Here is a 26,404-nt window from a genome sequence, read left to right on the forward strand (position 1 = left end):
GGCGCGATCAACCGCGCACGGGAGACGGAGAATCAGACGCGACGACGCTTCGAAGGGCGCACGCCGTTGTGCGGGATCGAGGTCACGTCGCGGATCGACGTGATCTGGAAACCGACTGCCTGAAGCGCGCGCAGGGCCGATTCGCGACCCGAGCCGGGGCCCTTGACCTCGACTTCGATCGTGCGGACGCCGTGCTCGGCGGCCTTCTTGCCGGCGTCTTCCGCTGCGACCTGGGCCGCGTACGGAGTCGACTTGCGCGAGCCCTTAAAGCCCATTGCGCCGGCCGACGACCACGAGATCGCGTTGCCCTGGGCATCGGTGATCGTGATCATGGTGTTGTTAAAGCTGGCATTCACGTGAGCGACGCCAGAGGTGATGTTCTTGCGCTCGCGCCGCTTAATGCGCTGAGGTTCGCGTGCCATGGTGTATTTCCTGACCTGTATCTGCGTGACGCCGGGCGGCCCGTTGGGACCAGCGCCGGCGGAGTAATCCGTTGAAAAAGCGGATTACTTCTTCTTGCCGGCGATCGGCTTGGCCTTGCCCTTGCGGGTGCGCGCATTGGTATGCGTGCGCTGGCCGCGGACCGGGAGGCCCTTGCGATGACGCAGGCCGCGATAGCAGGCGAGATCCATCAGGCGCTTGATGTTCATCGAGGTCTGGCGGCGCAGATCGCCCTCGACGGTGTGATCGGCGTCGATCGTCTCGCGGATGTGCAGGACTTCCTGGTCGGTCAGGTCCTGGACGCGGGCGGTGTCGGCGATGCCGAGCTTCGCGACGATTTCCTTGGCCTTGGTCGAACCGATGCCGTGAATATAGGTCAGCGCGATCACCACGCGCTTGTTGGTCGGGATATTAACACCCGCGATACGTGCCATGAACTTGGTTCTCCTGCTCCACGGGCTTCGGCATGGCTGCACAAAGCCCATCTCTTAGCGATGATCCGAACGCACGATAGCGACGAACGCAAACAAGCGCCGCCGGAACCGTCGTGTCGGGGAGAGTTCAACTAGGCGCGGGCGAACGCAGTGTCAAGCGAGCGGTTCCACGGCAGGCGGTACGGCTTGGCGCAGCTTGAGCCAGCGACGGAACGAGACCACCGTCCAGATGAGCTCGACCACCCCGAACGGCCACGCGCCCTGAAGGAAACCGTAGATCGAGCCGAGCACGCAGCCGAACGCGAAGCCGAGCGTCCACCAGTGCGAGCCGGCTTCCTTGGCGTAGCATAGCAGAGTGAACGAGACTGCGGCTAGGCCGAATAGGGATAGGGGGTCCATGTATGGCTTTGTGCCTTGATCGAGAGGCGGGCGCTACCCGCGATGCAATCCGCAATCACGGTCAATATCGCCGTCTTGGTTATCGCATGCGGCAAATGCCCGGGAGCAGAGCTAGTACCTCAGCCGCCATATTGACGGCGCCACACGTCTATGAAAACAAGGAGCCATGGTTGGTATCACCGTTGCTCTTCGGCATTTGGCCAAGTCTTTTGTGGCTGCGCTATATTGGATGACAACGGCGTGGCTGTGTTTTTGGCTGACAGCCTCGGACCCGATCGACGTGATAGTCAGCACCCGTCCGCTATCGACCGTATTGATTGTCTGCGGCATCGTAGCCGGGAGTTGCGTTGCATTCGCGCTGATTAGCAGAACGATGGCGATGCGCGCCCGCAGAAACCATTTTCAATGACGGACGACAAAAATACACGCTTGTTGACCATTGGCGAATTGCGGGAAGCGCAGTGGGTGTATGGTCCCAACATCGATTTCAAATCGGTGATCGTTCATCGTGGGCGCTACGCCTTCTGGCAGCCCGCCACGACTGCCATGGCTCCGGACGGCGAGGTGTATTTCCCGGAAACCATTTACCTCGGCGATTTCTCGATCACGCCATCGGCGATGTCGCTGCTGATCCACGAACTCGCGCACGTATGGCAGATCCAGTCGGGCGTCTGGTTGAAGATGACCCGATTGTTTGAAGGTGGGGTCTACGACTATGGCGAACTTTCTCTCGAACGAAAACTGCAGAGCTACACTGTCGAGCAGCAGGCTTCGATCATCGCGGACTGGTATCTGACGCGTCATCGCCTCAAAACGCAGCATGGCACTGCGTCCCCCGAGACATATGAGACCGTTGTCCGTCGTGCCTTGCCGGTGAAGCGCTGATGAAAGCGCTTCTGCCATGGCTGGCCAAAGCCGTATTCAGCGCAGTTTACTGGTTCGGCGCCTTGTATCTGGCGATGGGTTTATTCTTTGGAGATCGGCTTACACCGAATGGGATCGTCGGGCCGCCGGTTGTGATACCCCTCTGGCTGTTCGTTATAGTCGTTCTTGGTATCTATGCGTTGTGTTCGGCGGCGTGGAACCGGATGACCGACCGATTGACGTAAAATACCGCCGGTCCGTTTCGTGACCGCTTAGCCTCACTTCCGCCCGAACAGCTTCTCGATGTCACCGTGTGCGAGTTTCACCCAGGTGGGGCGGCCGTGGTTGCATTGGCCGGAGTGCGGGGTGACTTCCATTTCGCGGAGGAGCGCATTCATTTCGGGGACCGACAGGATGCGGCCGGCGCGGACGGAGCCGTGGCAGGCCATCGTACCTGCTACTGCGTCTAGACGCTCCTTTAGGGATAGGGCTTCGTCGAAGGCTGCGAGTTCGTCGGCTAGGTCTGTGACGAGGCCTTTGGGGTCGCTTTGGCCGAGGAGTGCGGGTGTGGCGCGGACCAGCATGGCGTGGGGGCCGAAGCGTTCGAGGTCGAGGCCGAATTCGGACAGTTCCTCGGCGCGGGATTCGAGGCGGTCGCAGGCGGATTCGTCCAGTTCGACGACTTCGGGGATCAGGAGAGCCTGGCTCGCGATGGTGCCGCCGATCAGGGCCGCCCGCATGCGTTCGAGGACCAGGCGTTCGTGGGCGGCGTGCTGGTCGACTAGGACGAGGCCGTCTTCGGCTTCGGCGACTATGTAGGTCTTGGCGACCTGGCCGCGCGCTACGCCCATCGGGAAAGCCGCAGTTTGCGGCGGGGGTGTCCAGGCGGGTTCTGCGCGCGCCTGCGGGGGCGCGGCGAAGAAGGTCGGGCGGGCTTCGTTGACGGTGCTGTAGCTTCGGCTTTCCAGCGGGAGCCTTTGGGGCGTGCCCTCACCTTCCCATCCGCTTTGCGGACGGGCCCCTTCCTCTCCCCCCGGGGGAGAGGAGATGTTTTCCGGTTGCCACATCGACAAGGCGGACTCGGTGGCGCGTTGGCTGCGGTGGCCGGCGGCATCGAGGGCGCGGCGGAGGCCCGAGACGATGAGGCCTCTCACCATTGCGGGGTCGCGGAAGCGGACTTCGGTCTTGGCGGGGTGGACGTTGACGTCGACTTGGTCGGTCGGGATGTCGAGGAACAGCGCCACCACCGCGTGGCGGTCGCGCGGGAGCATCTCGGCATAGGCGCCACGGATCGCGCCCATCAGCAGACGGTCCTTTACCGGACGGCCGTTGACGAAGAGGTACTGGTGGTCGGCAATGCCGCGATTGTAGGTCGGCAGGCTCGCGACACCGCCGAGCACGAGGCCTTCGCGCTCCAGGTCGATCGCGACCGAATTGTCGGCGAGCGCGCGGTCGGTGAGCGTCGCCACCCTGCCCGGCCGATCCTCGACCTGCATCGCCGACAGCGCGCGGCGGCCGTCATGCTCCAGCGTGAAGCCGATGTCGGGCCTCGCCATCGCGAGCCGGCGGACGACGTCGAGACAGGCGGCGTATTCGGCGCGCGGGGAGCGGAGGAACTTGCGGCGGGCGGGGACCCGCGCGAACAGGTCCTCGACCACCACGCGCGTGCCGGGCGGGAGCGCGGCCGGGCCTTCGCGCTCGACCCGGCCATTGTCGACGGTCCGCGCCCAGCCTTCGGCGCCGCGGATCCGGCTTTCGATCGTGAGACGCGCGACGCTCGCGATCGAGGGCAGTGCCTCGCCGCGAAAACCGAGCGTCACGACCGATTCGATAAACTCGTCGGGCAGCTTGGAGGTCGCGTGGCGTTCGAGCGCCAGCGCCATGTCGGCGGGGGTCATCCCGCAGCCGTCGTCGGCGACTTCGATCCGCGACGTGCCGCCTTCTACAAGGAGAATCGCGATGCGCCCCGCCCCTGCGTCGATGGCGTTTTCGACTAACTCCTTCAACGCGCTGGCGGGTCTTTCCACCACTTCACCGGCGGCGATGCGATTGACCAGATGCTCGGGGAGACGCCGTATTGACATGGGTTTGCGTCTAGACCAAGCGACGGCATCCCGCGACCCGCAAACGCCACTTAAATAGTATAGGCACCCGGTGCTCGAAAACCACCGGCGGGCTCCGCGAGATGATGTGTGTGCGCATGTTTTTGCTGGCGGTTCGCCCGTCCGGCGGACTGGATACGGGACCCTGATTGAATGGCCTTCTACTCGCGTTTCTTCAAGTTCATGTCGCACGACATGGCGATCGACCTCGGCACCGCGAACACCGTCGTCTACGTCCGTGGCCGCGGCATCGTCCTGAACGAGCCGTCGGTGGTCGCGGTCGAGACGATCAACGGGATCAAGCGCGTCAAGGCGGTCGGCGACGACGCCAAGATGATGATGGGCAAGACGCCGGGTAACATCGAGGCGATCCGGCCGCTGCGCGACGGCGTGATCGCGGACATCGACGTCGCCGAGCAGATGATCAAGTATTTCATTCAGAAGGTCCACGGACCCCGCAAGTTCGCGCGCTGGCCCGAGATCGTGATCTGCGTGCCGTCGGGCTCCACCAAGGTCGAGCGCCGCGCGATCCGCGATGCCGCGTCGAACGCAGGCGCGTCGCAGGTCTGGCTGATCGAGGAGCCGATGGCGGCGGCGATCGGCGCGGACATGCCGGTCACCGAGCCGATCGGCTCGATGGTCGTCGACATCGGCGGCGGCACGACCGAAGTCGCGGTGCTGTCGTTGCGTGGTCTCGCCTACACCACCTCGGTGCGGGTCGGCGGCGACAAGATGGACGAGGCGATCGTCTCGTATGTGCGCCGCAACCATAACCTGTTGATCGGCGAAGCGACCGCGGAGCGGATCAAGAAGGAAGTCGGGATCGCCAAGCCGCCGGTAGACGGCATCGGCATGATCATCCAGATCAAGGGCCGCGATCTCGTCAACGGGGTGCCCAAGGAGATCCAGATCAACCAGGGCCAGATCGCCGAAGCGCTGAGCGAGCCGGTCGCGACGATCGTCGAGGGCGTCCGCGTCGCGCTCGAGAACACCGCGCCGGAACTGGCCGCGGATATCGTCGACCAGGGCATCGTGCTCACCGGTGGTGGCGCGCTGCTTCAGGGGCTGGACGAAGTGCTGCGCGACGAGACCGGGCTGCCGGTGACGGTTGCCGAGGATCCGCTGACCTGCGTCGCGCTGGGCACCGGTCGCGCGCTCGAGGATCCGCTGTTCCGCGGCGTGCTGATGAGCGGTTAACGATCTGTTTTTGCTTTAAGACACGCGGACACGAAATCGCGTCGTCCGAGTCGCAGGGGTAGGTCCCCCGGCACTTCGGCGGCGCCCGAGACAGGGGGACAGGCGCATGGCGCCAGCCCGCGACCGGCGCACGGGGTTTTCCCGGCGTCGGCAATATGGTGTGTTCATGGGCTATGTGCTCGCCGTCGCCGGTGCGGTGGTGGGCCTGGTGCTGCTCGTCGCGTCGACCTTCAATCCGCCCGCGTTTTCCGCGCTGCGGATGGGCGTTGCGGGGGTGACGACGCCGGTGTCGACGGGGCTCGCGACGGTCGGATCGTCGATCGCGGGTATCCCCGACGCGGTCGGCAACTACTTCTTCGTGAAGCAGGAGAACGTCGCACTGCGCGCCGATCGCGAGCGGACGCGGGCGCTGCTGATGCGCGCGCGGACGATCGCCTATGACAATCGCCGGTTGCGCTCGTTGCTGGCGATCCGCGATCGCTCGCCCGATCCTGTCGTGACCGCACGGCTGGTGAGTTCGAGCGCATCGAGCGGGCGGCGCTTTGCACTGCTCAACGCCGGCCGCTGGAGCGGCGTGCTGCCGGGCATGCCGGTGCGCGGTCCCGATGGCCTGATCGGGCGCGTGGTCGAGACCGGGCCGAATGCGGCGCGCGTCCTGTTGCTCAGCGACGGCGACAGCATCGTGCCCGTCCGCCGCACGCGTGACGGGATGCCCGCGATCGCGGCGGGGCGCGGCGACGGGATGATCGACATCCGCTCGGTTAACGCGACCAACGTTCGCTTCAATGCCGGCGACCTGTTCGTGACGACCGGCACCGGCGGGATCTACGCGCCCGGCGTGCCGGTCGCGCGCGTGATGAAGGCAGGATCGGACTCGGTGATGGCGCGGACATTCGCCGATCCGGATACGCTCGACTTCGCGCTGGTTGAGCGGATGTTCATGCCGGTGCCGCCACCCCGTCCGGTAGCACCGCAATGATGCCGCCGCGCGTCGTCGACAGCGTCGACTACAAGCCGTTCGCGACCAAGCTCCCGGCGGGCCGCGCGCGCGCGATTCCCTGGGCGACGGTCATGGCCGGGTCGCTGATCACGATCATCCCGGTGGTCGCGACGATCCCGCTGCTGCCGCCGTTCGGGTTCGTCATGCTGCTCGCCTGGCGCCTGCTCGCGAGGTTCGCGTTCCGGCCCTGGGCCGCAGCCCCGCTCGGCTTCTTCGACGACCTCGTCAGCGGCCAGCCGCTCGGCAGCGCGGTGCTGATGTGGTCGCTCGCGTTCGTCGCGATCGACATGATCGAGCAGCGCCTCGCGTTCCGCGACCATTGGCAGGACTGGCTGATCGCGGGCGGGCTGATCGCGGCGTGCATCCTTGCCGGCCGCTTTATCGCTGTGCCGGTCGGTGCGCATGTCGACACGATCCTGATCGCGCAGATCGCGGTGACGATCCTGATGTTCCCGCTGGCCGCGCGGATCGTCGCGACGATCCAGAACAAGCGCGGTGCCGAATGAGGACGACGCGCATCGTCACCGAAATGTCGCAGGCGTACAGCTTCTCGCGCCGCGCGTGGATGCTGGGCGCGGCGCAAGGCGGCGTTGGCTTGCTGCTCGCCGGGCGGATGGCATGGCTGTCGATCGCGCAGAACGAACGCTACACGATGTTGTCGGAGAGCAACCGCGTCAACATGACGCTGCTGCCGCCCCGCCGCGGCTGGATCGTCGACCGCCACGGCGTGCCGATCGCCAACAACCGCACTGATTTCCGCGTCGACATCATCCCCGACCGCCTCCGCGACAAGGAGCGCGTGCTGCCACTGCTCGGCCGCATCCTCCAGCTACCGCCCGAGGAAGTCGAGCGGATCGCGATCGATCTTGAACACGCCGCCGGGTTTCAGCCCGTCCAGGTGGCGGAGAATCTCGACTGGGAGCGGTTCGCCGCGGTCAGCGTCCGCCTGCCCGAACTGCCCGGCGTCGCGCCTACGCGTGGGTTCGCGCGCAGCTATCCGGCGGGCGCCGCGGTCGCGCACCTGACCGGCTATGTCGGCGTACCCAACGCCGAACAGTACAAGAAGACGCGCGATCCGTTGCTCGTCACGCCCGGCTTCAAGCTCGGCAAGGACGGGCTCGAGAAGATGCTGGAGGCCGAACTCCGCGGCGTCGCCGGTGCCAAGCGCGTCGAGGTCACCGCACGTGGCAAGCTGGTCGCCGAGCTCGCCACCAAGCCCGACGTCCCCGGCAAGACCGCACGGCTGACGATCGACGCGGGGCTTCAGGAATACGCGGCAAGGCGGCTCGGCACCAACTCCGGCTCGGTGGTCGTGCTCGACACCCGTACCGGCGAGATGCTCGCGATGGTATCGATGCCGGCCTATGATCCGAACAGCTTTTCGGACGGGATCAGTCATCTCGAATGGCAGATGCTGAGCGACGACGATCACGTACCGCTGATGAACAAGGTCACGCAGGGGCTGTATCCGCCGGGCTCGACCGTCAAGCCGATGAACGGCCTCGCGCTGATGAACGCCGGCGTCGATCCGTCGACGCGCGTCAATTGTTCGGGCGCGATGCGGCTCGGGACCAGCGTGTTCCACTGCCACAAGAAAAGCGGCCACGGTCCGCTCGATCTGAAAAACGCGATCATGCAGAGCTGCGACATCTATTTCTACGAGATGGCGCGGCGGGTCGGCTACAACGCGATCGCGCCGATTGCGCGCACGCTCGGCCTCGGCCAGAAGTTCGACCTGCCCTTTTCGACGCAGCGTTATGGCACGGTGCCCGATCCGGCGTGGAAGCTGAAGAAGTACAAGCACGACTGGACCGTCGCGGATTCGCTCAACGCGTCGATCGGCCAGGGCTATGTACTCGCCAACCCGTTGCAGCTCGCGGTGATGGCCGCGCGGCTGGCCTCGGGGCGCGCGTTGCAGCCGAGCATCCTCGCTGCCCAAGTCCACCGCGACTCCCCTGCCCTCGCGATCGACTCCGAGCATCTCGCGCGCGTCCGCGATGCGATGTTCGGGGTGATCAACCAGGGCGGTACCGGCGGCGCGGCGAAGCTGCTGATTCCCGGCGTCGCGATCGCGGGGAAGACCGGCACCGCGCAGGTCCGCCGCATCACGATGGCGGAGCGGCGCTCGGGCGTACTCAAGAACGGGCAGCTGCCGTTCAAGATGCGCGACCACGCGCTGTTCATCGGTTTCGCGCCCGCCGATAACCCGCGGTACGCGCTTGCGGTCGTGCTCGAGCATAACGGCCACACCGTGCGCAATCTCGACACGCCGATGATCGGCCGCGACATCATGACCTACATGCTCGACCGCGAGCGTGCGCTGAAGTCGCTTGCCGAGGTCGAACCGACCTGGGGCGGCGATATCCGCACGCGCATGGCGGTGACCGCGGAGACCTACCGCAAGGCGCAGTCCGCACCGCCTGCGGCGATCGCCACCAAGACCGACGCGATCGTCCCCAGCGACGCCCCCGCGGTCGAGAATGCGACCGACATGGCCAATGCGACGCAAGAAGCGCTGACGGCGCCGGGCGCGACCGTGGCAGAGGACGATTCGCGGGACCGCCAGCAATGATCACATCCACGCCATGCCCATGAACCGTATCGTCCCCGAGCCGCTCGCCAAGCTGCCGTGGCGCGTCCTGCTGCTGGTGGTTGCAATCGGCTGTTTCGGCCAGGTCGTGCTGTATTCCGCGGCCGGCGGCTCGCTCAAGCCCTGGGCGCTGTCGCAGGGCATCCGCTTCTTCGTCCTGCTCGGCGGCGCGATCGCCCTCTCCTATGTCCCCGAGCGGACGTGGAAGGCCGGCTCGCTGCCGGCCTATGCGCTGATCGTCGTGTCGTTGGTCGCGGTCGAGATCCTAGGCAAGGTCTCGGGCGGGTCGCAGCGCTGGCTCGACCTCGGCTTCATCCGCCTCCAGCCCTCCGAGTTCATGAAGCCCGCGATCGTGCTCGCCTGCGCCAAATTCTACGACATGCTCCCGCCCGGCGAGACGCGACGGTTCAGTGCGGTCTGGCCCGCCGCGCTGCTGATCGGCGTCCCCGCGGCGATCGTCATGAAGCAGCCCGATCTCGGCACCGCACTGATGATCTGCGCGGGCGGCGCGACGGTGATGTTCCTCGCCGGCATCCCGCTGCGGCTGTTCGCGGGCGGCGCGATCACCGCCGCGGTGGCGATCCCGCTCGCGATCAACTTCGCGCTGCACGATTACCAGCGCAACCGCATCCTCATCTTCCTCGATCCCGAGAGCGATCCGCTCGGCACCGGCTATCACATCAGCCAGTCGAAGATCGCAATCGGCTCGGGCGGGATCTGGGGCAAGGGCTTCCTCCAGGGCACGCAGAGCCACCTCGACTACCTCCCCGAGGGGCATACCGACTTCGTCTTCGCGACGATGGCGGAGGAATGGGGCCTGGTCGGCGGCTGCCTGCTGATCCTCGCGTTCCTGCTGGTGATCCGCTGGGGGATCGAGGTCGGCCAGCGCGCGCAGACCCGCTTCGGCCGACTGACCGCCGCCGGCCTGTCGACGACGATCTTCTTCTACGTCGCGATCAACCTGATGATGGTGATGGGCCTCGCCCCCGTCGTCGGCATCCCGCTGCCGCTGGTGAGCTTCGGCAGCTCGGCGCAGATGACCGTGCTGCTGTGCCTCGGCATTTTGATGTCGATCGACCGCCAGAACCGCAAGACGGTCGGCTGGTAGGGCGAAAAACCGACTTATTTCGCGAAAAAGCGGCGCGATCGACGAAAACGGACTCGGATCGACGAAAAGGGGGTTGCGGGTCCCGATGAGTCTGCTAACAGCGCGCCTCCAGCAGCGGGGCGCCACACCAGGGCGCCACTCAAAACCGCCCCGGAATGGACGCATAGCTCAGTTGGTAGAGCAGCTGACTCTTAATCAGCGGGTCCTTGGTTCGAGCCCAAGTGCGTCCACCATTTTTCTTTATACATATCACGCGTTTAGCTCGGTCCCACCTGAAGGTCTGGGTCGGAACGGGCTCGTACTGTGACCAGTTTTGTGACCTCGGCCGGGGCTTTCTCTCTCGGGGGCAGTGTGACCCGATTTGCCCTCAAAAATCAGCAGGTCTGCATAAGGCTGCAAATGCTTCACCGACATGTGCGCGTAACGACGCACCATCGCCTCTGATTTCCAGCCACCCAGCTCCTGCAGCACCCATGTGGGCACGTCATTCTGCCGGAGCCAGCTCGCCCAGGTATGCCGCAGGTCGTGCCAGCGAAAATCGGTGATCCCCGCCCGCTTGAGCGCAGCTCGCCAATGTTTCGTGTTCACTTGCCCGATCGGTCGCCCGGCATAGGTGAACACGTGCTCGCACTGCTTGCCCATCTGCCGCTGGAGGACCGAGATCGCGAGATCGTTGAGTGGAACACCCAACGCCTCGTTGTTCTTGGTTTCTCCGTGCTCGATCGTGACGATGCGGCGGGGAAAGTCGACCTGATCCCAGGTCAGGCTTTTGATATTCCCTTGCCGCAGCCCGGTTGCTAGCGCGAACAGCATCAGGTCCTGCTGGTGAGGAGGTAGTTCCTGCAAGAGGCGGTCAGCCTGTGCGTGGGTTAGCCAGCGCACGCGAACCTTTCCGCTCGTCGTATAGGTCCTGAATGCCGGAATGTGCTCGATCCATTCCCACTCGCGCTGCGCCATTCGGAATATGGCGCGGATCAGCGCCACATATAGATCCTTCGTGCGACTGCTCGAGTGAGCATGATGTCGAGATATGATCCCGTCGATCATGTCCCTGCTCACCTGGTCCATCGTCTTGCCACGCAGGTGCTTGGTGAACCACCGGATCCGCGACACGTCGTCCCTGTAGGACTTCTTGTGCTTCTTCTCCTGTAGCCATCTAAGCGCTGCCTCGTCCCAAGTCCGTTTGGGCTTGATCTTGAGTCTGGCAAGATCCCACAGCTCGGCCTTCAGCTTGTCGTGATATTCTTCGGCCTTGAGCCTGTCGGATGTCCCAGTAGAGCGTCTAATGAGCGTTCCGTCAGGCGCTGTGAGTTTGACGTAGTATGTTCCTGCACGGTTCCAGAGTGCCATATTGCCTCCTCTTGAAAGGCACTCGGCTGCATTCGTGCGGGCGCAGAATACCCCTCTCGCGTTGCCGCCACAAGGTCGGCCTCGATGAAGCGCCACCCGCGACCGATTCGGGCACCGGGGATCCGGCCCGAGCGTACCCATGCTCTGACCGTGTTCGGGTGTGCCTTGAGAAAGGTTGCGGCCTCGCGGACGGTAAGCAGACGATCAACCATATCAGGCCGGTGTGGCTCCGCCACGCTTGGCCTTGGCAAACTCACGGTCGCTATCGAGGAATGCGTTCAGCATCGCCGGGATCAGCTCGGCGATTGGCTCCTGGACGCCGTAGGCGTTGGCGTAAGCCGCCGCATAGTCGCCGAGGCGCTGATGCAGTTCCGGCAGCATCGTGACGGTTAATTTGACAGGCGTCCGGTCAGGAAGGCGTGGAAGTTTAAGGTCGGCCATCAGCGTTGCTCCTGCCAGGGCCTAAGGACGAGGTCTTGATGAACGACGAGGCGAACCGAAGCGCCCGGCCGAATCGTAATTGTCGGTTGGACTTGAAGATTGCGTGAGGTGAGTTGGTCGCCAGCTCGGGAAACGCTCTGCTGGGTCGATTGCCGCAGCGCCTGCACGAGGTCGCTTTGCCCGCTGAATTGAATCTCGGTGCCGACACCCAACGCGGTCGACAACACCACCCCTTTCAAAAGCGCCCAGGTGTGGAAATCGACCTTGTCCTCCAAGCCTGTATATCCCGACGGATCCGTCGCCGGCGCGTTCTCGATCCTGACCGAGGTCCCATCGGGCATCAGAATGCGTTGCCAGACTACGAGCGCGCGCTTCTGACCGAACGCGACCACGCTGTCGTAAGAACCGATGAGCCGGGCGCCCTGAGGAATTAGAAGAATTCGTCCGGTTGCCGAGTCAAATACCTGCTCGGTGACCTGTGCGGTCACCAGGCCTGGCAAATCGGAGCGCAGGCCCGTTATCAGACTCGCGGCGATGACGCTGCCCGCGGAGAGTGTGAACGGCGAAGGGCTTGCCGCCAAGGCATAGGGACTGGTGGTGCCGTTTCGCTCAACGGTACGAACGAAATTCGCCTTTCGTTGCTGCCCATTGGGATCGCGTTCCGAATCGAGCGCGACATTCGCGTCCTCAGGGTTGGCTCCCGCAGTCGCGGGCACGGCTGCCGACGACGTGACCAAGGCGGCATCAGAGCCGCGATCCGAGGGCAGCACCAGCAAGCCAGACTGACGGGCAGCCTTCAATTCATCGGCGCGGCGCTGACGCTCGTGATCGACGGCTTGGCTCTCAGGCGTAACGGGCGGGGAGGTTTCGCTTGCGAGCTGTCGCTGCCGGTCGAGAATCGGTCGTCCAAGATCGCCGGGCAACGCCGGACCGAGTCTAGGAGCCGCTGCGTAGCTGGTCGGCAAGGCTTTGAGCATATCGGCTGGAGGCTTCGCGACAACCGACTGATCATCACCTTCGGCGACGAGGTGCAGCGCGTGAGGCTCCAGGGCGAACCAAGTCGTTGCGGCAATCGCAACGGCTGCCACGCCGGCCGCGGAGATTATGACGCCTCGCTTGAATCGGATTGCCCGTGCCGGATTGGCACGCAACGCGAGAGACTCGGGATCGACCTTTGGCGCCGTGGCGAGTGGCGCTTCTTCGTGCGGAGGTGGTAGATCAGCGCTCATGATGCCCTCTGCTTGGCGCGCGGAAAGTTGCTCTCGCCGACACGGGCAATCCGGACGATGTCCTGATGCTTGGTGCCCAGCCTGAGCTCGGCAACCTCGAACAAGCGATCGACCACATAATAGCGACCGCGCAGCCGATAATTGACGAGCTGAGCGTCACCCTTTGCGCCGACGAGGAACAGAGGCGGTGCCTCCCCCACCCTCAAGGTGGGCGGGAATTCGATGAACGTCTGCCGGCCATCATCGAACGCCCGCAGCGGGCGCCACTGGGGTTGATCTCCCGTGATCGAATAGTTGAAATGAAGGGAATCGACATCGGGCACGGCAGCGATCGGTGCGGCGGCGGTGGCGGCCTGCGATTTCTGCAGCGCGATCAGTGCATCCTGGGGGTAGGTCCAGCACAGCGAGGACATTGGCGCCCCTGCCCCGCTCGACACCGTCAGATGATAGGTGCGCCGGTCGGTCGTGATAACGAGATTTGTCGTCAAGCCGACTGAAAATGGCTTGATGAGCACGTGGGAACGCTTGTCGGCCCCGGTGCCGCTCGACGCGTCTCCGATCACCCAGCGCGCGGTATCGCCACTGGCAACCGCACCTAGGACCTCGCCGGGCTGAAGTGCGATGTCGGTGACCCGCTCGGGTGCAGTGTAGACATGGTAGATTGTGTTCTCGACGAATGGCATCACGGCCGAGGCATTGACGAACGTCGGCGGCGCAGGCTCGATCGTACCCGCGCGATTAGCGGGTGCGACCGCACTACTAGGTGCCAGTACAGGGGGGGGCGCGGACCGCCCCGTCGACTTTCCATCCGCAGCTACGCTGATCACCAGAAGCGAGGCGGGCACTGCGAGGACGAGTGAGATTGGCGAGCGAGTCATTACTGGTTCTCCGAAGCGAGCTTTGTCGGGGTCGTCCCAAGAGTCGGATCGAGTGGCGATCCGAGCGGGAGAGTCGACGACACCGCGGGCGGTGGGGTCGTGGCGTACGCAGGCGAATTCGGCACCGGTTGCGGCCCATCGAGCTCGCGGCTCCAGTCGATCGCATCGACGTAAACGCCGAGCGGGTTCTTGCGCAGCGCGTCGGCCGTTGCCGGGGGCTTGAGCTTGACCGTCAGGATGCCGGTCCAACGTGTGATGCCAGATTGTGCGCCACGATCGAACGATGTCTCGGTCCATTTGAGCTGGAACGACTGGTCGGACGCGCGCACGACACTGGTCACCTGCACGGACACCGTCTTCTCACCGATGTGCGCGAACGGGGCGGCCGCACGCGCATACTCTCCGAGAAAGACGCCGCCGCGTTGGGTGGCGAAGTCATAGGCGGACAGCCAATCCCGTCGCATCAGCACCGGATCGAGCGTGATCGAGCGGACGTTCTCGATGAATCGCGCGAGATGCCACGCGATCTGCGGGTCGGTCGGTCGGTAGCCGGCCTGCGCCTCGGTCACGGCGCGGGCTTCACCCAGCCGATCAACCTCGACGATATAGGGGGTTACCCGGCTCTGAAGTGATTGCCAGATCACTGCCCCCGACATCGCTGTGGTCAGGGCTAGTCCGCCGACCGCCATCAGCCGCCAGTTTCGCGCTTGGACACGCGCGGAGCCGATCCGATCATCCCACAATTGTCCTGCGCGCTGATAGGGCGTTTCCGGCTCGGGGGTGCGTCCATAGCGCTGGACGCTTCGTTTGAAGACCATCGGATCAATCCTCCTTTTCCTTGATGTCCGGCGTGACGGACGCGCCGCCACGGTCGCCCTCGCGCAGTGTGTGCGCGACAATCTGACGATGATGGCGGGCATCTTGCTGCTGCTTTCGCGATCGTGCCCAGGCGGGATGTTGGGCGTCGCCACTCGCTGTCGCTCTACTCGAAGAAGCGGTTGATTTCGCGAGCGCGCTGAACGCGGCCTGCCGACCGGATGCGGCGGCATCGCCGATCCCGAGTGCGCTGCTGGCCCGCTGACGCAAGGCGTTGCCCGCCGCGCGTGCGACGCCGCCCATGCCAGCGCCAACACTGTTCGATCCCGCACCTTCCTGGCCCAACTTGTAGGCGGTCGATGCGGCCGACCCCATCGACGTGCCCGCGCGCATTGCGGTGAGTGCTCCGCTACCGGCCGCGCCCGCCGCGCCGAAAGCCGCGCCGCCGCCCAGGGCGGCGACGCCAGCGGCACCAAGCGTCGTACCGACCGCGGCACCGGCGCCGAGTTGCGGTGCGCCGGACACCAACCCGGACGCGATGCCGGGACCAAAGATGCCGAGACCGAACAGGGTCAGAGCGGCAAGCACGAGGCTGAGCGCCTTGACGATGTCGGGTTCCTGGCCCTGCAACGTCCCGACGAATTCGGTGAAGAAGTTCGAGCCAATGCCGACGATGACTGCGAGCACCATGACCTTGACCCCTGAACTGACGACGTTGCCGAGTACCCGCTCGGCCAGGAAGCTGGTCCGACCCCACAGCGCGAATGGCACCAGAACGAAGCCGGCAAGCGTTGTCAGCTTGAACTCGATGATCGTCACGAACAGCTGGATCGCGAGGACGAAGAAGGCGAGGATGACCAGCACCCAGGCGAACAGTAGCACCATGATCGTCAGGAAATTGTCGAAGAACGTCGTGAAGCCGGTCATCTGCGAGACCTGGTGAAGGAGCGGCCAAGCGGCGGAAAAACCGATACTCGCTAACATGCCGGGCTTGAGCAGCTGGTCGGCTGTCAACGTCCCACCGCCAGCGGTAAGTCCGGCAGCGGCGAACGATCTGAAAACGATGTCGGCGAGCGTAGGAAAGCTATTCAGGATGAACGCGAACGCACCGACGTAGAGGATCTTCTTGATGAAGCGGCCCATGACGTCGTGGTCGCCACCCATCGTCCAGAACAGGCCGGCCAGCGTGACGTCGATGCCTATCAAGGTCACCGCCAGAAAATGAACGTCACCGCCGAGCAGTCCGAAACCGCTGTCGATGTAGCGGATGAACGTCTGCATGAACCGGTCGATAACGCTGAGATCGTCCATGATTGATGGGTCCTGTCGATGATAGATTGCCGCGGAGCAAATTGGGGGAGCGGCAAAGCGCCCCGCGGCGTGGTGGCCGGCCGAGGGCGAGGCCCGCCACCACCCTCGGGTCGGGCGTGCCTCTACTGAGGATGGTAGGCCGTGCCGTTGCCGAGGAACTTGGTGGTGGCGGCGCGTGCGTCGGCTTCAGCCTGGACGCGGCGTGCCGCCTCCAGCGCCTCGGCGCGATACTGAGCGGCCATCATATTCTGGATCTGGAATTGCTGCTTGGCGGCGAGCGCCAAAAGCTGATTGCTCGCCTGCTGTGCCTGCAGGCTGCCCTCAGCCCCTTGGCTTTTCTCGACGATTGACCCGAGCAGCCCGCTGTCCGCGGTCACATTGCCGACGACCTGCGCCTGCACCTGCATCGTCTGGTTGAACGCCGCCATCGAAGCGTCCAGCCGCGCCTTCGCATCGACGACATGCGCGTTCGTGGTCAGCGCTTCGTTGAAGCTCTGAGGAAAGAGCCGCTGGAACTCGGTATCGACGTTGCCGACGCGATAGCCAATTCCCCGCGCCTGGCTCATCAGCTGATCGATCTGATGGATGGTCTGGTTGAGCTGCTGCAGTTCGGGGAAATCGATCCGTGACAGGTTCTTCGCCTGGTTCATGATCATCGTCGCCTCGTGCTGGAGCGACTGAATCTGATTATTGACCTGCTGGAGCGTCCGCGCCGCAGTCAGCAGATTTTGCGAATAATTGCTTGGGTCGAAAACGGTGAACTGGGCGGCAGCCGGCGTTGACGCGACCATCACACCGACCGACGCGACGCAGCTCAGCATTAGCGCGGGAGCGTTCAGGCGCTTTGACGGTGAACGACGTAAGGTAAGCGAAAACATGGTCCCTTCCTTCGTATTTGAGGGTTAACGGTCGTCGGAAGCAGGTTCGCCCAGCAACTCCGCCGCCCACCCGAGATCCCGGAAACGGAGGAATCTGGCGGCGAAGTCGAACGGGCCGTGTTCGGCGATCAGCGCGTCGATCAGCTGCTGAGTGGCGGCATCGGACGAACCGCAGAGCGCCAGCGCGATCGGTCCAAGGCCAAGTTCGAAGAGGCGGTTCCCGCGTGCCGATTGCAGGTAATATTGACGCTTCGGGGTGGCCCGGGCGACCAATTCGATCTGCCGGTCATTGAGCCCGAAACGTTCGTATGCCGCTCGGGACTGCGGCTCGATCGCGCGATCGTGGGGCAGCAGGATGCGCTGCGGGCAGCTTTCGATGATTGCCGGTGCGATGCTGCTTTCGGCGATGTCGGCGAGGCTCTGCGTCGCGAACAGTACCGCCACGTTTTTCTTGCGCAGCGTCTTGAGCCACTCGCGAATGCGCGCGGCGAACAGCGGATGATCAAGGAAGATCCAGGCCTCGTCGAGAATCAACAGCGTCGGTCGCCCGTCGAACCGCTCTTCCAGGCGATGGAACAGATAGGTGAGCACCGGGGCGACGACGCCGGACTGCCCCATCAACGCCTCGGTCTCGAAGCACTGGATGTCCGAGAAAACCAGCGCCTGTTCGGCGGCATCGAGCAGGCGACCATATGGCCCCTCGAGCGTGTAAGCGTTGAGCGCGGTACGGAGCGCGTTCGATTGGAGCAGCAACGCGAGGCCGGTCAGCGTCCGTTCCTCGATGGGAGCCGACGCCAGTGACGCCAGCGCGGACCAAATCTGATCCTTGACCTCAGGCGTGACGGCGACGTTCTCCTGCGCAAGCAACGCCGCAATCCATTCGGCCGCCCAGCTCCGCTCGTCGGCCTTGTCGATGTTGCGCAAAGGTTGGAAGGCGATCGCGTCGCCGGCGCTGCCCCCAATGCCAAGCGCATGATGCGCGCCGCCCATCGCCAAAACCGCGGCACGCGCAGAATTGCCTTTATCGAAGATATAGAGCTGCGCGCCCGCGTAGCGCCGAAACTGCATGGCGATCAGCGCGAGAAGGACGGACTTGCCCGCGCCGGTAGGTCCGACCACGAGCATATGCCCGACATCGCCAATATGCGTCGACAGCCGGAACGGCGTCGCGCCAGCGGTCCGCGCATGAAGCAGTGGCGGCCCGGCGAGATGCTGATTGACGACCGGCCCTGCCCAGATCGCCGACAGCGGCATCAGGTGCGCGAGATTGAGGGTGTGGACGAGCGGCTGCCGAACGTTTGCATAGACATGGCCCGGCAGCGAAGACAGCCAAGCCTCCACCGCGTTCACGCCCTCGCGGATGCAGGTGAAGCCTAACCCGTTGACGATCCGCTCGACCGCCCGGACCTTTTGGTCGGCGCGTGTCCGATCCTCATCGGTCACCGTGATCGTCGTCGTCATGTAGCCGAATGCGACATAATCGGCGCCGAGAGCCTGTAGCGCCTGATCGGCGTCAATCACCTTGTTGTCGGCGTCGCTGTCGAGCAGCTGCGCCGGCTGGTTGTACATCACCTCGCGGAGCATCGCCGTGATCGACTTGCGCTTGTTGAACCACTGGCGACGGATCTTGGTCAGCGTCTTGGTTGCCTCGGTCTTGTCGAGCGCGATGAAACGCGTGACCCAGCGGTAACTAAAATCCGAAGTATTCAGCGTGTCGAGGATGCCGGGTCGGCTAAGGTTCGGGAAGCCAAGCATGGTCAGCGTACGGACGTGACGGTTGCCGAGTTTGGGCTCGAGTCCGCCGATCAGTGGCGTGTCGGCGAGCAACGCGTCGAGATACATCGGTGTATCGGGAACTGCGACCGGATGATTGCTGGTCGAAATGCAGGCGTGGAGGAACGTCAGGCTTTCGGCCGACGACAGTCCGCGCACGTTGGGCATGAAGGCGGCAAACAAATCGAGCACGCGGTCGGTTTCGGCGATGAAGCCAGCCAGAGCGGTGCGCCAATCCCGCCCTCTCGCCCCGTCGTCGCGATCGACAATCGACCGGCCCGCGGCATCACTCGCGTCGACTGGCGGAAGGAACGTTAGCGTGAAATAGTAGCGGCTCTCGTAATGCGCGCCTGCGGCTTCGAAGGCGGCGCGGCGTTCTTGATCGACGAGCCAAGAGGCGGGGTCGGGAAATTCGCTGACGGGGTATCCCAGCGCTTCGAGACGATCAGCTTCGAAGAATAGCGCCCAGCCCGACCCGAACCGCTTGAGCACGTTGTTGGCGCGAGCGCAGACGCCGACCAACTCAGCCTCGGTCGCGCTTTCAAGATCGGGCCCACGGAACGCGAATGTTCGCTGGAAACTGCCATCCTTGTTGAGGACCACCCCCGGCGCGACCAACGCCGCCCATGGCAGGTGATCGGCGAGACGGTCGGCACTGTGCCGGTATTCGCGCAAGGCTAGCATGTGAAATAGCTTTTCTGACGGAGGTGGCGAAGGAGGACGGAGGCGAAGTCCGGATCACGACGGGCGGCGAACACGGCGAGGCTGTGCCCGACCGCCCATAGAATGAGCCCGACCGGCCATTGCTGCAGGCCGAGCCCGATCGCGGCGGCGATCGTCCCGTTGACGATCGCGAGCACCCGCGGCGCGCCGCCGAGCAGGATCGGCTGGTCGAGGCTGCCGTGGATCGGTGCCTCGAACCCATCTATGTGATGCTGGCCCGACGACGCGATCATTAGACCAGCGCCCCGCCACCGAAGCTGAAGAAGCTCAGGAAGAAGGACGATGCCGCGAAGGCAATCGACAGACCGAACACGATCTGGATGAGTCGCCGGAAGCCGCCGGCGGTTTCGCCGAAGGCTAGCGTGAGGCCGGTGGTGATGATCACCATCACCGCAACGATCTTGGCGACCGGTCCCTGGACTGATTCGAGCACCTGCTGGAGCGGCTGCTCCCACGGCATGCCCGATCCGCTCGCCGAGGCGGAGCTGGCCATGGTGAGTAATAGCCCGATCCCGAGGCCGGCGGTCAGACGGTGGTCACGGCGGAAAAACAGCAAGCTGCGCATGGTCAGTCTCCTTGGGTTGCGCGGGTGGTCGAAGGGAAAAGGTCGATGACGGCGTAACCGCCTTCGGGATCGACGCCGGTGACGCGGGCGATCGTCTCAACGCGGCGGTCGCAGCCGCGCCCGGCGATGAATACGATCATGTCGATCGCGTCAGCGACGAGACGGCGGGGGACCCTCACGACGGCTTCCTGGATCAACTGCTCGATCCGGAGCAGCGCGGATGCCGCGCTGTTTGCGTGAACGGTCGCGATGCCGCCCGGATGGCCGGTGTTCCACGCCTTGAGCATGTCGAGCGCTTCGGCGCCACGAACCTCGCCGACGATGATGCGGTCGGGCCGGAGCCGGAGCGTCGAGCGGACGAGATCTGCCATGCTGACGCTGCCCGCGCGCGTCCGAAGCGCGACCGTGTCGCGCGCAGGCGATTGCAGCTCGCGCGTGTCCTCAATCAGAATCACGCGCTCGTCGAGATGCGCCATCTCGCCGAGCAGCGCGTTGGCGAGCGTCGTCTTGCCGGAGCTGGTGCCGCCAGCGACCAAGATATTGCGACGCTTGACCACGGCGAGTGACAGCACACGGGCGACGTCGGCTGACATGATCCCGTCGGCGACATAGTCCATCAGGGTGTAAATCCGCGTGGCCGGCTTGCGGATCGAGAAACAGGGCGCGAGGCTGACGGGAGGCAGCACCCCTTCGAAGCGCTCCCCGGCCCCCTCCCCATGCGGCGGAAGTTCCGCCGACACGATCGGCGCCAGTTCATGCACCTCGGTGTGGGCGTGGCTGGCGACAAGGCGGATGATCCGTTCGACCTGCGCGGCGTCGAAGCGCACACCAGTGTCGGTGCGCCCCTCGCCGAGGCGATCGAGGCGCAACGCGCCATCGGGATTGACCATGACCTCAAGGACCAATGGATCGGCCAGCGCCGCGGCAATAGTGGGTCCCATCGCCGTGCGCAGCATAGCGCGCCGACGGCCTGCCGAGATCGTGTCGGATGCAGCCGCAGTCACGACGCCGTCTCCCAAGGATCCGGTGCGGTGAACGTCTTTCTGCCCGTTGCCAGCTGGCGTCCGACCTGCCCGACGAATTTCTCGAAACGGTCCATGCCGACCGCGAGCGCCGCTTTGTCAGCTTCAGGCAGCGGCGCGGTCACAAGCAGTTGGTAGCGGACGAAGAGCGCGAGGCTCTCGAGCAGGACTTCGATGTCTCGACGCGCCAGGCCGATCTCGCGCGACATGCGATCCAGCCGCAGCTTCAAAAGATCGTCGACTTCCCTCTTGCCTTGGCGGCCGAGCCAATCGGCAAGCGCATCGTTCACCAATCGCGACTTATTGCCACCGGGCTTCGATGCGAGCGCTTCCAACGCATCGCTGATCTTGCGATCGATGTAGAGGTTCTGCCGCACCTTCATCGTACGATCCCCGGAATGAGATCATGGCTCGCGCCTTCGTCGATGCCGTATGCTTGCGCGGCGACCGTCAGTCCGCGGACACGCTCCATCGCACGCTGATCGGCAACCGCGTCATCATCGTCCACGGCGCCAACGTCGACTGCTGGTTCGATCTCGTCAGTTTTGACGGTGACGTCTTCCGGGTGACCGGGATGGCGTTGGTGCTGCATGCCCCCGTCGTCGGCACCGTCGAGAGCATCTGCGGCAGGTTCGAGACGGGCATCAGGCCGTCGCGCAAAGCTCCCCCAATCGTTCGACCGGGGCGTAGGGCGATCGGCATAAACGCCATCGCTCAAGACCGGAGCCGGCGCGACGCGCATAGTGAAATTGCTGTCCTCGAAGTAACGGAGCTTGCTGGCTCGGATCGGCGCGAGGCCGGAGATCAGCACCAGCTCGTCGGTTGCGGGCAGCTGCATGACCTCGCCGGGCGTCAGGAGCGCGCGCGCGGTTTCCTGGCGGCTGACCATGACGTGCGCGAGCCACGGAGCCAGCCTATGCCCGGCATAGTTGCGCATCGCGCGCTGTTCGGTCGCCGTCCCTAGCGCGTCGGAGATGCGCTTCGCGGTGCGCTCGTCGTTGGTCGCGAACGCGACGCGGACGTGGCAATTGTCGAGAATGGCGTTGTGGTCCCCATACGCCTTCTCGATCTGATTGAGGCTCTGCGCAATTAGGAAAGCGCGGATGCCGTAGCCGGCCATGAAGGCAAGACTCGTCTCAAAGAAATCAAGGCGACCCAATGCCGGAAACTCGTCGAGCATCATGAGCAGCTGATGCCGGCGAGCGTTGGGGCCAGGCTGGTCGAGCCGCTCGGTAAGGCGGCGTCCGATCTGGTTCAGTACGAGCCGCACGAGCGGCTTGGTCCGACTGATGTCGGATGGCGGGATGACGAGGTAGAGAGAGATCGGTCGATCGCCCTCGACAAGATCTGCGATGCGCCAATCGCAGCGCGAGGTGACCTCGGCGACAGTGGGATCGCGGTAAAGGCCGAGGAACGACATGGCGGTCGACAGCACGCCCGATCGCTCGTTCTCGCTCTTGTTGAGCAACTCGCGGGCCGCGGATGCGACCACCGGGTGCACCCTCGGCGCATCCTGGGTGCCGACATGATTGGTCGACATCATGCGCTTGAGCGTGGCGACGAAACTGCGCTGCGGATCGGACAGGAAGGTTGCGACGCGGGCGAGCGTCTTCTCTTCCTCGGCATAAAGGACGTGGAGGATCGCTCCGACTAAAAGCGAGTGGCTGGTCTTCTCCCAATGATTGCGGCGTTCGAGTGCGCCCTCTGGATCGACCAGGATGTCGGCGATGTTCTGGACGTCGCGCACCTCGTCTGTACCGCGGCGAACCTCGAGCAAAGGGTTGTATCGCGCCGAGCGTGTGTCGGTGGGGTTGAACAGCAGGCAGTGCGAGAAGCGCGAGCGCCAGCCAGCGGTCAGCGTCCAGTTCTCACCCTTGATATCATGCACGACGGTCGAACCGGTCCACGACAGAAGCGTCGGCACGACAAGGCCGACACCCTTGCCCGAACGGGTCGGCGCGAACGACATGATATGCTCGGGGCCGTCATGGCGAAGGTATCGCCCGCCGATCCGACCGAGCATTACGCCCGCGTCACTGTGTAGTCCGGCCTGATAGATTTCGCGGGCATTAGCCCATCGCGCCGAGCCATAAGTGGTGACATTGCTGCGCTGGCGCGCACGCCACAGTGAGCCGGCCACGGCGGCGCCACAGCCGAGAAAGCCGGACGCACCAGCCAGCATGCCCGCCTTGTCGAATACGTGTGGGGCATAGGCATCGAAAGAATACCACCAGCCGAACAGGGCCCAGGGCACATAGACCGGAACGCGGCCGACGATCAGCCAGGGCCGGCCCAATTCGGGCTGATAGGCGAGCATTGCCGCCGCCCACTGCGTCGCCGCCCACAAACCCACGACTACGACGGCGAAGACGACAATGATCTGGCCGATTAGAAGTTTGGTGGGCTTCACGCGATGGCTCCCGTCGAACAAAATGCCGACGGGCAATGACTCCTCGAAAGCGAGGAGAACTTACATGGTGGATAATAGAGCTATGCGGAGGGTTGCAGCCGGATGACCGGGAACCTCAAACTACGGCCGCTTCGCGCAATTGCTTCAAGCGCTCACGGCTTACTCTTTCTACGATGTTCCGAAGAGCTCGAACAGAAGCCAAGATTGCCCATATCTCCTCGATTGTGACGTCGTACGCGGTCGAGTAGCGCGCTTCGACGTACGCACGCTTGAGCAGCTGGAAACGGCGACGGTCGATCCGGCTATCACGCGGCCAAGCCTCAACCAGTCGTGATTCGTGATCCTCTGCCAGCGAGCGCAAGAATTTGATGTTGTGAGACCTGGGGAAGTAAAGCGTGCGCACGAGCAGGAAGCAGATGTACGCGCGCTCGGTTGCTTGATGCAGAGTGAAAGCTGCGTCTTTCAGCTTGTGTTTTTCAATGCAGAAATCAGCGATTTCGACAGCGTCATCGACCTTCGCCAACCACTCGCTGAAATAGGCTTCAGCCATTTGGTAGGCGTCTGTTGCCGTCAGCGGCATCGGCGTCGCGAGCGGATGACAGGGCAGCTCGTAGAGAATGACCCCGTCACGGGCGATATCGACCCAGAAGTATTCGCCCCGCTTGAGGGCGTGGTTCACCTCGCTCAGCGAATGCACGATGATGTTGACCGGACGCGTGATCGCACCGTCTCGCAGGATGCGATCTTCAGCGACGTACCAGTAGTGGGCGATGTCGGTGAGGTCATCGTGATTGACGATCACCAGCAGATCGAAATCGGACTGATAGCCGTTCGCGGGCTCGTCGACCCAGTCGTGGCGCGCATAAGAGCCGAACAGGATGATCTTGAGAATCTTGCCGTCTCGCCGTGACGCCGTCGTCGCGCGACCGATTGCTGAGGCGAACTCCGCCATGAGGACGCGCTGCACACGTTCCAGCTCGGCCTGTTGCACTATCGGCAAATGATCGACGTCGGATTTCATTTAGGAATCTTCTTCGACAACCACTCAGATGGCAAGCGCGGTTTCCGTCGCTTTGGCAAGCGTAACCCAGAAGCGGATGGTCAGAGCGTCAATTCAGCTCCCCAACTCCGGCCGCTTGTCCATGTCCACGGCCAGGGGGGAGTTGGGCGGCGAGCCCCCCCCTCTGACCGCTAGGCTTTCACAAAAGGATGGTTTGGGAACGAGCCTCGCCACCCGGCAGGAGTGGCGAGGAGCTTCTTTATCGCCAACCATGCCGCGATAGAAGTTGTTATGAAGCCGCGTTGCTGTCGCGAATGCGTCCGCAACCGGACCGGAGTCTTCGTCATCCGGCGAAGCTGGCTTTTGATGGCAAGCACAACAACCACCTGGTTGAGGCTGATGGTCAGATCGCCTTTTCGTGCTTCCATCCGTCGTTCGTTAGTACGACGGCCGCCTTGGCATCGAGGCTCTCTGCTGTATTGCGGGCCAGATCCGGAAAAGCGACCTTCATTTTCGCGTTCTTCGCCCAAGCAGGCAAGTCCGCAAGGTGATACTTATAGCTCACCTGCGATAACGTCATGCCCATCATGTCAGCCGGCTGCGTGAAGTTCGTGACCTCGTCGACGTGCGGCTTCCCGTAGCACAGGCCAGACCGCTTACCGCCCATCGTCGAGGATCCCGCATCGTCCTTAAAAGCTGCCGTGCCTTCGTTCGTGAAATCATAGGCAATGACGGCCACCTTGCGCTCAGCACCACCAAACATGTTCTGCTGCTCGATTTCGGTAGGCGTCTTTTTCATAAGACCTGCATCGACAAGCGCATCGAGCGGCGCCAGCCGCCTCTGTCGGGACTCCTCGGCGAACGGCTGCGTCTTCGGCACAGCCTCGACATAGGCTGGGAGCGCGTCATACTTCTGCCCCGGTGCGGTGACCGTTCCGTTGGGGACGTCGAGGCATGGCGGTCCCTTCTCGATCCATTCGTTAACAGCATGCTCGAAATTGCTCTTGTTCGCCTCCTTCGGATTCGAGCAGCCTGCAAGGGCGATGACCGACAGGGCAACCACGGGGACAAACTTCATCCGGCGAACTCCTGATGTTGAGCCCCTAGCTTAGCCAAGGCGGCCAAGGTTGCTACCGATCAATCGAGACAATGGCCAGAATGTGAGAACGAGGCCGGTATCAAGAGCAGCAGCCCCTGCCCCCGTTTGAAATGGTCTCCGCTAGAATGGCGATCCGATCAATTTGATGCGTCGAGCGTGTTTAAGAGCCGGTGTCGAATGCCCACCTGCAAGAGTAAAAGCCGAGGTTTAGGCCGTTGCCGACCGGCAGATTGACCCATAATCGGACATCTGGACAGGACTTTACCCTTCTCAGCTTCAGACATTTGTTCATGTATTATTCCGAAATCCGGGCAGCGGCATTCGGTTGCCGAATATGCGCGGACTGGTGTGCCCAGCTCAGCTAGTCCACACAGCCCATATGGTTTTGAGGCGCAGCCGGACGGATTTTTGGGGAAGCGGTCCGGAGTGGCGCGAGGCTGCTGGCTTCACCTTCCACGCGCTAGACGCAAACGCGCCAGAGGAAGAGGTGCAGCGACACAGTCATGACGAGGCGCATTTCGTTCTGGTGCTCTCCGGTGGCTATATGTCGTCGGCAGTCGGCGCACCGCTGGTGTCGAACACTCCTGTTCTGATCTACAATCCGCCAGGTACCACCCATGAGGACCGGTTCCACGGCGGGCGGGGACGCTTCGTGGCGATTTCCGGGGGTGAAGGCAGAGAAGCCGCAGCATTTTGCATCCGCGATCCTTATGCCTTTCGGTTGGCGCAGACCATCGCGCACGAACTCGATGAAGCCCCGGCGCTTACGCTGGA

General features: G+C 63.8%; 27 protein-coding genes and 1 tRNA gene. 9 read left to right on the forward strand and 19 right to left on the reverse strand.

Annotated features, from left to right (window positions below; all coding sequences use genetic code 11):
- Nucleotides 1-32 precede the first annotated feature (32 nt).
- The 3 genes from rpsK to C8J43_RS17255 all read right to left on the reverse strand — a co-directional run bounded on the left by rpsK (nucleotide 33) and on the right by C8J43_RS17255 (nucleotide 1,274).
- Nucleotides 33-422 (reverse strand): 30S ribosomal protein S11, encoded by a 390-nt coding sequence (gene rpsK, locus C8J43_RS17245; protein ID WP_031395237.1) that lies wholly within the window; start codon nucleotides 420-422, stop codon nucleotides 33-35.
- Between the two features lie 84 nt (nucleotides 423-506).
- Nucleotides 507-875, reverse strand: a complete 369-nt coding sequence (rpsM, locus tag C8J43_RS17250) for a 30S ribosomal protein S13 (protein WP_056015521.1) — start codon at nucleotides 873-875, stop codon at nucleotides 507-509.
- A gap of 153 nt (nucleotides 876-1,028) precedes the next feature.
- Nucleotides 1,029-1,274, reverse strand: a complete 246-nt coding sequence (locus C8J43_RS17255; protein ID WP_133031952.1) for a hypothetical protein — start codon at nucleotides 1,272-1,274, stop codon at nucleotides 1,029-1,031.
- A 405-nt stretch (nucleotides 1,275-1,679) separates the two neighbouring features.
- On the opposite strand from C8J43_RS17255, the gene C8J43_RS17260 reads away from it, so the two are divergent.
- Both C8J43_RS17260 and C8J43_RS17265 read left to right on the forward strand, forming a co-directional pair.
- Nucleotides 1,680-2,159, forward strand: a complete 480-nt coding sequence (locus C8J43_RS17260; protein WP_133031953.1) for a type IV secretion protein Rhs — start codon at nucleotides 1,680-1,682, stop codon at nucleotides 2,157-2,159.
- Nucleotides 2,159-2,383, forward strand: a complete 225-nt coding sequence (locus C8J43_RS17265) for a hypothetical protein (RefSeq protein WP_133031954.1) — start codon at nucleotides 2,159-2,161, stop codon at nucleotides 2,381-2,383. The genes C8J43_RS17260 and C8J43_RS17265 overlap by 1 nt, the downstream gene beginning before the upstream one ends.
- 33 nt (nucleotides 2,384-2,416) lie before the next feature.
- Here C8J43_RS17265 and mutL read toward each other — a convergent pair whose 3' ends face one another.
- Nucleotides 2,417-4,222, reverse strand: coding sequence for a DNA mismatch repair endonuclease MutL (gene mutL, locus C8J43_RS17270; RefSeq protein WP_133031955.1), 1,806 nt, complete (start codon nucleotides 4,220-4,222; stop codon nucleotides 2,417-2,419).
- A 171-nt stretch (nucleotides 4,223-4,393) separates the two neighbouring features.
- Between mutL and C8J43_RS17275 the strand changes: the two genes are divergently transcribed.
- From C8J43_RS17275 to C8J43_RS17300, 6 genes are all read left to right on the forward strand, one after another.
- Nucleotides 4,394-5,437 (forward strand): rod shape-determining protein, encoded by a 1,044-nt coding sequence (locus C8J43_RS17275; RefSeq protein ID WP_055878614.1) that lies wholly within the window; start codon nucleotides 4,394-4,396, stop codon nucleotides 5,435-5,437.
- 106 nt (nucleotides 5,438-5,543) lie between these two features.
- On the forward strand, nucleotides 5,544-6,416 hold the full coding sequence (gene mreC / locus C8J43_RS17280; RefSeq protein WP_133031956.1) for a rod shape-determining protein MreC: 873 nt from the start codon (nucleotides 5,544-5,546) through the stop codon (nucleotides 6,414-6,416).
- On the forward strand, nucleotides 6,413-6,943 hold the full coding sequence (gene mreD, locus C8J43_RS17285) for a rod shape-determining protein MreD (RefSeq protein WP_347812517.1): 531 nt from the start codon (nucleotides 6,413-6,415) through the stop codon (nucleotides 6,941-6,943). Before mreC ends, mreD begins: the two co-directional genes overlap by 4 nt.
- Complete coding sequence (mrdA, locus tag C8J43_RS17290; RefSeq protein ID WP_133031957.1) at nucleotides 6,940-9,009, forward strand: penicillin-binding protein 2; 2,070 nt, start codon at nucleotides 6,940-6,942, stop codon at nucleotides 9,007-9,009. Before mreD ends, mrdA begins: the two co-directional genes overlap by 4 nt.
- Nucleotides 9,010-9,028: 19 nt before the next feature.
- Nucleotides 9,029-10,135 (forward strand): rod shape-determining protein RodA, encoded by a 1,107-nt coding sequence (rodA, locus tag C8J43_RS17295; RefSeq protein ID WP_093397059.1) that lies wholly within the window; start codon nucleotides 9,029-9,031, stop codon nucleotides 10,133-10,135.
- A gap of 157 nt (nucleotides 10,136-10,292) precedes the next feature.
- Nucleotides 10,293-10,368: transfer RNA gene (locus C8J43_RS17300), tRNA-Lys, on the forward strand.
- 16 nt (nucleotides 10,369-10,384) lie between these two features.
- Here the strand turns inward: C8J43_RS17300 and C8J43_RS21970 are convergent.
- The 15 genes from C8J43_RS21970 to C8J43_RS17375 all read right to left on the reverse strand — a co-directional run bounded on the left by C8J43_RS21970 (nucleotide 10,385) and on the right by C8J43_RS17375 (nucleotide 25,609).
- Complete coding sequence (locus tag C8J43_RS21970; RefSeq protein WP_243645648.1) at nucleotides 10,385-11,485, reverse strand: site-specific integrase; 1,101 nt, start codon at nucleotides 11,483-11,485, stop codon at nucleotides 10,385-10,387.
- 213 nt (nucleotides 11,486-11,698) lie between these two features.
- Entirely contained in the window at nucleotides 11,699-11,926 is a 228-nt protein-coding gene (locus tag C8J43_RS17310) for a DUF2274 domain-containing protein (protein ID WP_133031959.1), read from the reverse strand.
- The gene (locus C8J43_RS17315) at nucleotides 11,926-13,155 is read right to left on the reverse strand and encodes a TrbI/VirB10 family protein (RefSeq protein ID WP_133031960.1); all 1,230 of its coding nucleotides are present in this window, start codon (nucleotides 13,153-13,155) and stop codon (nucleotides 11,926-11,928) included. Before C8J43_RS17315 ends, C8J43_RS17310 begins: the two co-directional genes overlap by 1 nt.
- Nucleotides 13,152-13,838, reverse strand: a complete 687-nt coding sequence (gene trbG / locus C8J43_RS17320) for a P-type conjugative transfer protein TrbG (RefSeq protein ID WP_347812518.1) — start codon at nucleotides 13,836-13,838, stop codon at nucleotides 13,152-13,154. Before trbG ends, C8J43_RS17315 begins: the two co-directional genes overlap by 4 nt.
- 194 nt (nucleotides 13,839-14,032) lie before the next feature.
- Nucleotides 14,033-14,851 carry a conjugal transfer protein TrbF gene (gene trbF / locus C8J43_RS17325; protein WP_133031962.1) on the reverse strand — a complete coding sequence of 273 codons (819 nt, stop codon included), beginning with the start codon at nucleotides 14,849-14,851 and terminating at the stop codon, nucleotides 14,033-14,035.
- Between the two features lie 4 nt (nucleotides 14,852-14,855).
- On the reverse strand, nucleotides 14,856-16,160 hold the full coding sequence (gene trbL / locus C8J43_RS17330; protein ID WP_133031963.1) for a P-type conjugative transfer protein TrbL: 1,305 nt from the start codon (nucleotides 16,158-16,160) through the stop codon (nucleotides 14,856-14,858).
- 122 nt (nucleotides 16,161-16,282) lie between these two features.
- Nucleotides 16,283-16,981, reverse strand: coding sequence for a P-type conjugative transfer protein TrbJ (gene trbJ, locus C8J43_RS17335; RefSeq protein WP_243645650.1), 699 nt, complete (start codon nucleotides 16,979-16,981; stop codon nucleotides 16,283-16,285).
- An 81-nt stretch (nucleotides 16,982-17,062) separates the two neighbouring features.
- Complete coding sequence (trbE, locus tag C8J43_RS17340) at nucleotides 17,063-19,495, reverse strand: conjugal transfer protein TrbE (protein ID WP_133031965.1); 2,433 nt, start codon at nucleotides 19,493-19,495, stop codon at nucleotides 17,063-17,065.
- The gene (locus C8J43_RS17345) at nucleotides 19,489-19,767 is read right to left on the reverse strand and encodes a VirB3 family type IV secretion system protein (RefSeq protein WP_133031966.1); all 279 of its coding nucleotides are present in this window, start codon (nucleotides 19,765-19,767) and stop codon (nucleotides 19,489-19,491) included. The genes trbE and C8J43_RS17345 overlap by 7 nt, the downstream gene beginning before the upstream one ends.
- Nucleotides 19,767-20,099, reverse strand: a complete 333-nt coding sequence (locus tag C8J43_RS17350) for a TrbC/VirB2 family protein (protein ID WP_133031967.1) — start codon at nucleotides 20,097-20,099, stop codon at nucleotides 19,767-19,769. The genes C8J43_RS17345 and C8J43_RS17350 overlap by 1 nt, the downstream gene beginning before the upstream one ends.
- 2 nt (nucleotides 20,100-20,101) lie before the next feature.
- Nucleotides 20,102-21,055, reverse strand: a complete 954-nt coding sequence (trbB, locus tag C8J43_RS17355; RefSeq protein WP_133031987.1) for a P-type conjugative transfer ATPase TrbB — start codon at nucleotides 21,053-21,055, stop codon at nucleotides 20,102-20,104.
- Between the two features lie 44 nt (nucleotides 21,056-21,099).
- Nucleotides 21,100-21,504 (reverse strand): CopG family transcriptional regulator, encoded by a 405-nt coding sequence (locus tag C8J43_RS17360; protein ID WP_133031968.1) that lies wholly within the window; start codon nucleotides 21,502-21,504, stop codon nucleotides 21,100-21,102.
- Nucleotides 21,501-23,531, reverse strand: a complete 2,031-nt coding sequence (locus tag C8J43_RS17365; RefSeq protein ID WP_133031969.1) for a conjugal transfer protein TraG — start codon at nucleotides 23,529-23,531, stop codon at nucleotides 21,501-21,503. The genes C8J43_RS17360 and C8J43_RS17365 overlap by 4 nt, the downstream gene beginning before the upstream one ends.
- A gap of 115 nt (nucleotides 23,532-23,646) precedes the next feature.
- Nucleotides 23,647-24,552 carry a HEPN domain-containing protein gene (locus C8J43_RS17370; protein WP_133031970.1) on the reverse strand — a complete coding sequence of 302 codons (906 nt, stop codon included), beginning with the start codon at nucleotides 24,550-24,552 and terminating at the stop codon, nucleotides 23,647-23,649.
- Between the two features lie 382 nt (nucleotides 24,553-24,934).
- Nucleotides 24,935-25,609: a hypothetical protein gene (locus C8J43_RS17375; protein ID WP_133031971.1), complete on the reverse strand. Its 675-nt coding sequence runs from the start codon at nucleotides 25,607-25,609 to the stop codon at nucleotides 24,935-24,937.
- Nucleotides 25,610-26,009: 400 nt separating this feature from the next.
- On the opposite strand from C8J43_RS17375, the gene C8J43_RS17380 reads away from it, so the two are divergent.
- On the forward strand, nucleotides 26,010-26,404 hold a 395-nt coding region (locus C8J43_RS17380), incomplete at its 3' end, for an AraC family ligand binding domain-containing protein (RefSeq protein ID WP_207893439.1).

The organism is Sphingomonas sp. PP-CE-1G-424 (assembly GCF_004341085.1).
Classification (GTDB): domain Bacteria; phylum Pseudomonadota; class Alphaproteobacteria; order Sphingomonadales; family Sphingomonadaceae; genus Sphingomonas.